This is a genomic window from Pseudomonas sp. MWU347 (assembly GCF_017947305.1).
Classification (GTDB): Bacteria; Pseudomonadota; Gammaproteobacteria; order Pseudomonadales; family Pseudomonadaceae; genus Aquipseudomonas; species Aquipseudomonas putida_A.
The window spans coordinates 1-6,929 of record NZ_JAFGZB010000023.1 but is presented as its reverse complement, the minus strand read 5'-3'; the positions used below and the strand labels follow the sequence as shown (position 1 = coordinate 6,929).

At 62.3% G+C, this 6,929-nt stretch carries 6 protein-coding genes; 5 read left to right on the top strand and 1 reads right to left on the bottom strand.

Annotated features, from left to right (window positions below; translation table 11 throughout):
• Positions 1 to 907: LysR substrate-binding domain-containing protein (locus KCG87_RS27265; RefSeq protein ID WP_210559230.1), on the bottom strand; the 907-nt coding region annotated here is incomplete at its 3' end.
• Between the two features lie 118 nt (positions 908 to 1,025).
• On the opposite strand from KCG87_RS27265, the gene KCG87_RS27260 reads away from it, so the two are divergent.
• The 5 genes from KCG87_RS27260 (at position 1,026) to KCG87_RS27240 (ending at position 6,672) form a co-directional block, all read left to right on the top strand.
• Positions 1,026 to 1,490 carry a (2Fe-2S)-binding protein gene (locus tag KCG87_RS27260; RefSeq protein WP_027613188.1) on the top strand — a complete coding sequence of 155 codons (465 nt, stop codon included), beginning with the start codon at positions 1,026 to 1,028 and terminating at the stop codon, positions 1,488 to 1,490.
• Positions 1,490 to 3,703 carry a molybdopterin cofactor-binding domain-containing protein gene (locus KCG87_RS27255; RefSeq protein WP_210559231.1) on the top strand — a complete coding sequence of 738 codons (2,214 nt, stop codon included), beginning with the start codon at positions 1,490 to 1,492 and terminating at the stop codon, positions 3,701 to 3,703. Before KCG87_RS27260 ends, KCG87_RS27255 begins: the two co-directional genes overlap by 1 nt.
• A 5-nt stretch (positions 3,704 to 3,708) precedes the next feature.
• Complete coding sequence (locus tag KCG87_RS27250; RefSeq protein WP_134786080.1) at positions 3,709 to 4,602, top strand: LysR substrate-binding domain-containing protein; 894 nt, start codon at positions 3,709 to 3,711, stop codon at positions 4,600 to 4,602.
• 181 nt (positions 4,603 to 4,783) lie between these two features.
• Positions 4,784 to 6,280, top strand: a complete 1,497-nt coding sequence (locus KCG87_RS27245; protein WP_134786081.1) for a helix-turn-helix transcriptional regulator — start codon at positions 4,784 to 4,786, stop codon at positions 6,278 to 6,280.
• A 134-nt stretch (positions 6,281 to 6,414) separates the two neighbouring features.
• Positions 6,415 to 6,672, top strand: coding sequence for a DUF1652 domain-containing protein (locus KCG87_RS27240; RefSeq protein ID WP_096795930.1), 258 nt, complete (start codon positions 6,415 to 6,417; stop codon positions 6,670 to 6,672).
• The last annotated feature ends 257 nt before the right edge of the window (positions 6,673 to 6,929 follow it).

The window sequence follows — 6,929 nt, the reverse complement described above, 5'->3', positions numbered from 1 at the left end:
CTAGGGTGAGGGCAGCGTTCTCAAGCGTACACAGAGCCAACTGTTTGATGACCTCAACCACCGGCGCCACACGCTCGGCCTGCCCATGCGGCCAAACCGCATACAGGTTGTAATGCGCAGCAATCTGCGCCTCGTTCAACGCCACCAGCCGCCCACTGCGCAACGCATCGGCGGCGAGTAAACCGCGCACCAGCCCGGCACCAACCCCGGCTTCGGCAGCCGCAATCAGGTTCGCCGCATTATCGAAAATCACCCGCGCCGCTGGCTCTACCGGGGGCATTCCGGCCGCATCCAGCCACGGTATCCACGAGCGCCGCGTATAGCCCAACAGCGGCAATTCAAGGATCTGCGCCGGGCTCAGCGGCAACTGCAAACCATAGCGCTCAAGCAGCGCCGGTGAAGCCACCGCCAGCACCCGGTCGCCGCAGATCTGCGTCATCTCGCAGTCATCCCAATCGCCATAACCGTAACGCAACGCCAGATCCACCCGCTCGAAGCTGCTGCGATCACTGCGCGGCATCGACAGCAGCGTCACCTCGTAATCCGGAAGTCCGTCGAGCAACTCCGGCAGACGCGGATTGAGCCAGCTCTGCGCCAGTTCACTGTCGACGTCCAGGGTCAGGCGCTGCGCCACGCTGCGGTTTTTCACCGAGGACAGGGCCCGGTCGATCTGCGCCAGCCCGTCCGCTAGCACGCTGGCAAACAACTGCCCGGCATCGGTGAGGTTGCTGCCGCCGCCCTCACGTACGAACAACGGCTGACCGATGAAATCTTCCAGTGCGCGAATCTGCTGGCTGATCGCACTGTGCGTCAGGTCGAGCTTGCGCGCGGCACTGGAGAAACTGCCGCTGCGCGCCGCTTGGATGAACGCGCTCATGGACTGCACCGACGGGTATCGCTTGTACATGTTGTTAGTCCTGCTTACACCGGTTGGCAGAAATCGTCGCTGGCCGCGTGTTGCCCGGGCTTCCAATAATCGGTCACCAGGCCCGCACAAAGACGGGCCGCTCTTTTGGAGCCTGACAATGATCGCATTCACGGTTAACGGCGAACGACGCGAGCTGGATGAGGCGTCCCCCTCCATGCCCTTGTTATGGGTACTGCGTGATCAACTGAAACTCACCGGCACCAAATTCGGCTGCGGCATGGGCCTGTGCGGTGCCTGCACCGTGCATCTGGACGGTGTCGCGGTGCGTTCCTGCCAGTTGCCGCTGGCCGCCGTCGCGGGCCACAGCATCACCACCATCGAAGGCTTGTCGCCGAACGAAAGCCATCCGCTGCAACTGGCCTGGGTCGCCGAAGATGTGCCGCAATGCGGCTACTGTCAATCCGGGCAGATCATGTCCGCCGCCGCGCTGCTCAACACCGGCGCGGCGGTAACCGACGATTCGATCCGCAATGCGATGACCGGCAATATCTGCCGTTGCGGCACTTACGCGCGGATCAACAAAGCGATCAAGCGCGCGGCGAACGCGCCGAAGGAGGCGTGATGAGCCTGCGCGACGACACCTTGCTCGAACCGTCACGGCGGGTGTTTCTCAAGCAAGCGGCGACGGTGGCTTCGGGCCTGGCGATTGCCTTGTATCTGCCGTCCGGCAGCGCCGCCAGCGACCCGAAAGCTCCGGCGCCGGCCACCGAATTCGAGCCCAACGCCTGGGTGCGGATCTTCCCCGACGGCACAGTGAAACTGGTGGTGCACAAACACGATTCCGGCACCGGCACGCAAACGGCGTTGGCCGCGTGTGTGGCCGAAGAGCTGGATGTGAACCCGATGACCGTGCAGGTGATCACCCCGGAAGATCCGTTCTTCGACACCTACATTCACCCGGTCTGGAAAGTCTTCTCCACCGGCGGCAGCACCAGCGTGTCGCTGGAATACGAGCGCCTGCGTATGGCCGGGGCCACGGCGCGGGCGCTGCTGATCGCGGCGGCAGCGCAGCAATGGAAAGTCAGCCCCGACAGCTGCAGCACCGAAGAAGGTCGGGTGGTTCATCTGCCCAGCAAACGCAGCCTCGGCTACGGCGAACTGGTCGGCGTGGCGGCGCATTTGCCGGCGCCGGCCAGTGTCACGCTGAAGGATCCGACGCAGTTCAAATACATCGGCAAACTTCGGCACAAGCGCGATGCCACGGCCAAGGTCTGCGGGCGCTTCAAGTACAGCATCGACGTGCAGTTGCCGGGGATGCTGGTGGCAGTGATTCAGCGCGCGCCGGTGGTCGGGGCGAAAGTCGTCAGCGTGAATTCGGCGGCGGCACTGCAGGTGCCGGGCGTGCGCCAGGTGCTTGCAATCCCCGGGCGCCCGGACGTGCTCGGCGGCAATCTGGAAGGCGTCGCGGTGCTGGCCGAGACGTTCTGGGCGGCGCAGCAGGGGCGTAAAGTGCTGGAGATCAAATGGAGCGATTCGCCGCTGGCCGGGTTCGACAGCGCGGAACTGGCCAAGGCCCAGGCGGCCGCTATTTCCGACCCGAACAGCCAAACCATCAAAGCCATGACGCATGGCGATGTCGGCGCGCAATGGCCGCAAGCGGCGCAACTGATCGAAGCCGATTACCGCATGCCGTACAAGGTGCAGAACCCGCTCGAGCCAATCTGCATCACCGCGCACGTGCAGGACAGCGCGATCACCTATTGGGGCGGCGTGCAGGTGCCGTCGTCGGCGCTGGAAGCGGCGCAAACCGTATGCGGCATCGCCAAGGACAAGGTCACCATCAATGAGCTGGTGTCCGGCGGCAGCTTCGGCGCGCGGGAGGCCAAATACTGGTTGTTCGAGGTGGCGTATCTGGCGCAGCAGATGGGTGTGCCGGTGAAATTACTGAACAGTCGCGAAGATGAAATGCACGCACTGTTCAATCACCCGGCGACGCTGCACCGGGTCAGAGGCGCGCTGGATGCCCAAGGCAAACTCAACGCACTGCAACTGCACGCGGTATCACCCGCCTCGCCGGAGCAGTGGGAGCCGGGCTATTTCGAACGCCCGGATCACATGGATTACAGCACCACCGAAGCGATCACCGCGTGGGACTTCGCCTACCGTCCGCCGCATCTGGAGCTGAACTGGGTCAAGCACGAAAGCCATGTGCCCAGCGGCTGGTATCGCTCGGTGAGCTTCATCCCCAACGTGTTCGCCGTCGAGAGTTTCATGGACGAACTGGCCCATGCGGCAGGCGCGGATCCGCTGGCGTTCCGTCTGGCCAACATGCAGGAGCGGCCACGGCATGTGGCGGTGCTGAAACAGGCTGCCGAACGCGCCGGATGGGGCCAGCCGTTACCGCCCGGCACTGCGTTGGGCATTGCGACCAATCAGGGTTACAGCAGTTTTATTGCGGTGGTGGCGCGGGTCGCGATGGTCGATGGCAAGCCGAAAGTGGAGAAGCTGACCTGCGTGGTCGATTGCGGTCTGGCGGTGTCGCCGGGCGGGGTCGAGGAGCAGATCTACGGCGGACTGATGTGGGGCTTGGGCCATGCGTTGTTTGATCGCCTCGACATTCAACAGGGCAGGGTGGTGCAGAGCAATTTCCACGACTACCGCGTGACCCGCATGTCGGACATGCCGGCCACCGACATCGTGGTGCTGGATGGCGAGCCGGGCAAGCCCGGTGGCGTAGGCGAGTTGGGCAGTCCGTCGGTGGCGCCGGCGATTGCCAACGCCTTGTTTGCGCTGACCGGCGTGCGCCAGCGCTCAACGCCGCTGAGTCTGGGGTAAGCGCCATGGACCTGCGTCTGCTGCGGTACTTCATGGCCCTGGCCGATGAGCTGCATTTCGGCCGGGCCGCCGAACGTTTGCACATCTGCCAGCCGCCGCTGAGCCAGCAGATTCGCCTGCTGGAGGAGGAGCTGGGCACGCCGTTGTTCGAGCGCAGTCACCACCGGGTCGAACTGACAGCGGCGGGGCAGATGCTCAAGGAGCAGGCGCCGCTGGTGTTCGAACAACTGGAACGGGCGCTGGACCTGACGCGCCAGACCGGGCGCGGGCAGCTTGGCGAGCTGGAAATCGGCATGATCAGCTCGGTGATGGTCGGCGTGCTGCCCAGAGCCCTGCACCTGTTTCGTGAGCGCTATCCGCAGGTGAACTGGCGCCTGCATGAAATGACCCCGGCGGCGCAGGTCAAGGCGTTGAAGGAAAAACGTATCGACGCCTGCGTGTTTCGCGTGGGTTATGACGATCCGTTGCTGCGCAACGAGTTGTTGATCTACGAGCCGATTCATGTGGTGATGCCGGCCGATCATCCGCTGGCCAGCCGCGAGCTTCTGGCCCCGGCGGATCTGGCACAGGAACCGTTTGTCGCGCTGGAACTGAAGCAGTCGCGGTTCGCCAACTTCCTTTATCAGTGCTGCATCCAGGCCGGATTCACCCCGCAGATCCGTCAGCAGGTGATCGAGGTGCAGACCTTGCTCAGTCTGGTGCGCGCCGGTTTCGGGGTGGCGCTGCTGCCTGCTTCTATCGAGCAGTTGGCCCCGGCTGGGTTGGTGTTTCGCAAGCTGACACCGGCGCTGCCGGAGGTGCCGTTGTATGCGACTTACCGCGCTGACGATGCTTCGCCGGTGCTCAGGTTGTTTCTCGATACGTTGCGGGAGTTGGTGGAAACTTCAGATCACCATTGATCCCCTGTAGGAGTGAGCCTGCTCGCGATAGCAGTGTGTCAGTCAGAGTTGATGTGGCTGACAGACCGCTATCGCGAGCAGGCTCACTCCTACAGGGATTTGTGGTGTTGTTGAAGAGTTCGGCACGATCACGAACGCCTGCGGTCGTAATCTTCACACGCGAATTCCCTGTGGAGATCCAATGAGCCAGGAAGTCCTGACCACTGAAACCAACCGTCGCCAGCTGCAGCAGATCATCGCCGGGCTGTCCGACGGGGTGATTCTGCTGGAGCTCGATCAGAGCATCCTCTGGGCCAATGAGGCGGCGCTGGCGATGCACGGTGTCAGCCGGATCGGTGAGCTGGGCACTAATGCCGATGAGTATGCCAAGCGCTTCAGCCTGCGCTATCGCAACAATCATACGGTGCCCCCGGAACACTATCCGATCAGCCGCGCGGCACGCTGCGAAGCCTTCAACGACGTGCTGATCGAAGTGTCTGCCGTGAATGATCCCGAGCACGTCTGGGTGCACAGCGTGCGCAGCATGATCCTGACTGATCGCGAAGGGCAGCCGGAGTCACTGGTGCTGATCATGAGCGATGTCACCGATTGGGCGAACGCCGAGCAGCGCTTCGAAAAGACCTTCAATGCCAACCCGGCGCCGGCGGTGATCTGCCGCCTCAGCGATTTGCGCTACATCAAGGTCAATCCGGGGTTTCTGGAGATGACCGGTTACACCCGTGAGCAGGTGATCGGCACCTCGGCCTATGAAATCGACATCTTCGAGCAGGCCGAGCAAAAGGATCTGGCGATCCAGCGCCTGCGCGATGTGGCGACCATTCCGCAGATGCAGGCTCAACTGCGCCTGCCCGATGGCGGCAGCAAGCAAGTGATCGTCGCCGGGCAGCCTCTGGTGCTCAATGATGAGGATTGCATGCTGTTTTCCTTCGTCGACATGGAGCTGCGCCACAAGGCCGAAGTTGCGCTGCGTCAGAGTGAAGAGCGCTTTGCCAAGGCGTTCCGCCTGACTCCGGTGCCGATTCTGATCTGTACCGCCGACGAACAGCAGGTGATCGATGTCAATCAGGCGTTCCTCGACACCCTGGCGTACGAGAGTGACGACGTCGTCGGCAAAACCGTGACGCAGCTGAATTTCATTGACGACGATGGTGCGCGGGCCCGACTGCTGACCGCCTTGGCGAAAAGCGGACGAGTGGATCGGGTCGATGTGCGGGTGCGCAAGAAGGACGCGGATCTGCTGGAGTGCGCGGTGTCTGCGGACACCGTGAATATTCAGGACACGCCGTGCTATCTGCTGGTGCTGATGGACATCACCGAGCGCAAGCGCACCGAGCTGGAGCTGGTGGCGGCGATTGAAGAGGTGATGAAGGATGCTTCGTGGTTCAGCCGGACGCTGATCGAAAAACTGGCCAATGTGAAGAAAGTCAACTCGCCGCAACTGCCGAGCGTGTCGTTCACTGACCTGACGGCGCGTGAGCGCGACGTGCTGGGGCTGATCTGCGAAGGCCTGGCCGACAAGGAGATCGCCGCCCGCCTGAAACTCGCGCCGAATACCGTGCGCAATCATGTGGCGACCGTGTATTCCAAGCTTGATGTACACAGTCGCAGCGAGGCGATTGTCTGGGCGCGGGAGCGTGGTCTGTTTTCTGGCGAGCGCGGCGCGAAGGGTCAGCGGTAGGTGCAAATGCACTAGCTGATGCGGTGCAAATGCAGGTTCTGGTGAGATAGGGCAGTTCTTAGTCTGTTGGGGTGCGATACGAGCCTGTTGGCTTGGGATCGTCTCCCTTCGAAACAGCTAAAGGAACAGGCTCCATGATGAATCTTGCGCAGTTGCGCGCCAGCCTCGAACAGAGTTTTTCGCCATTGGCGTGCGAGTGTTCAGTGGATGGGGATCATTCGCTGACGGTGAAGTTGTATCACCCGGATTCGGGGCAGGTGGATCTGGTGATCAGTGGGTTGAAGCTCAATGCGTTGCGTACGCCTGAGTCGGTGGCGGCGCTGGTGGATGAGTTGCGGTATGAGTTGGAGAGCAATTCTTTGCGGGCTGCTCGGGATCCGGATATGGCCTAGGGTTTTGGTGTTGGTTTGTTTTGGGTGTATATCCGTTGCTGCGGTAACGGCCACTTAGGGTTCCGCCCTTACGGCGGGTCACTTTTTCCAGACGCCGAAAAAGTAACCAAAAAGGCTTTACCCTGACGTTCGGCCCTCGCTTAGGCTCGGGTTCCTTCGCTGCGGGATTCATCCGGGGGGCAGCGCCTACGGTTTGCTTCGCTGCACCTCCTCTCGCTGTGTTTGGCTGCGCCAAACGGTCGCTGCGCTCCCACCCC

Bases quoted from the DNA above. Each gene is read 5' to 3' on its own strand.
- KCG87_RS27260 (WP_027613188.1), top strand. From the start codon at position 1,026: ATGATCGCATTCACGGTTAACGGCGAACGACGCGAGCTGGATGAGGCG.
- KCG87_RS27245 (WP_134786081.1), top strand. From the start codon at position 4,784: ATGAGCCAGGAAGTCCTGACCACTGAAACCAACCGTCGCCAGCTGCAG.
- KCG87_RS27240 (WP_096795930.1), top strand. From the start codon at position 6,415: ATGATGAATCTTGCGCAGTTGCGCGCCAGCCTCGAACAGAGTTTTTCG.
- KCG87_RS27255 (WP_210559231.1), top strand. From the start codon at position 1,490: ATGAGCCTGCGCGACGACACCTTGCTCGAACCGTCACGGCGGGTGTTT.
- KCG87_RS27250 (WP_134786080.1), top strand. From the start codon at position 3,709: ATGGACCTGCGTCTGCTGCGGTACTTCATGGCCCTGGCCGATGAGCTG.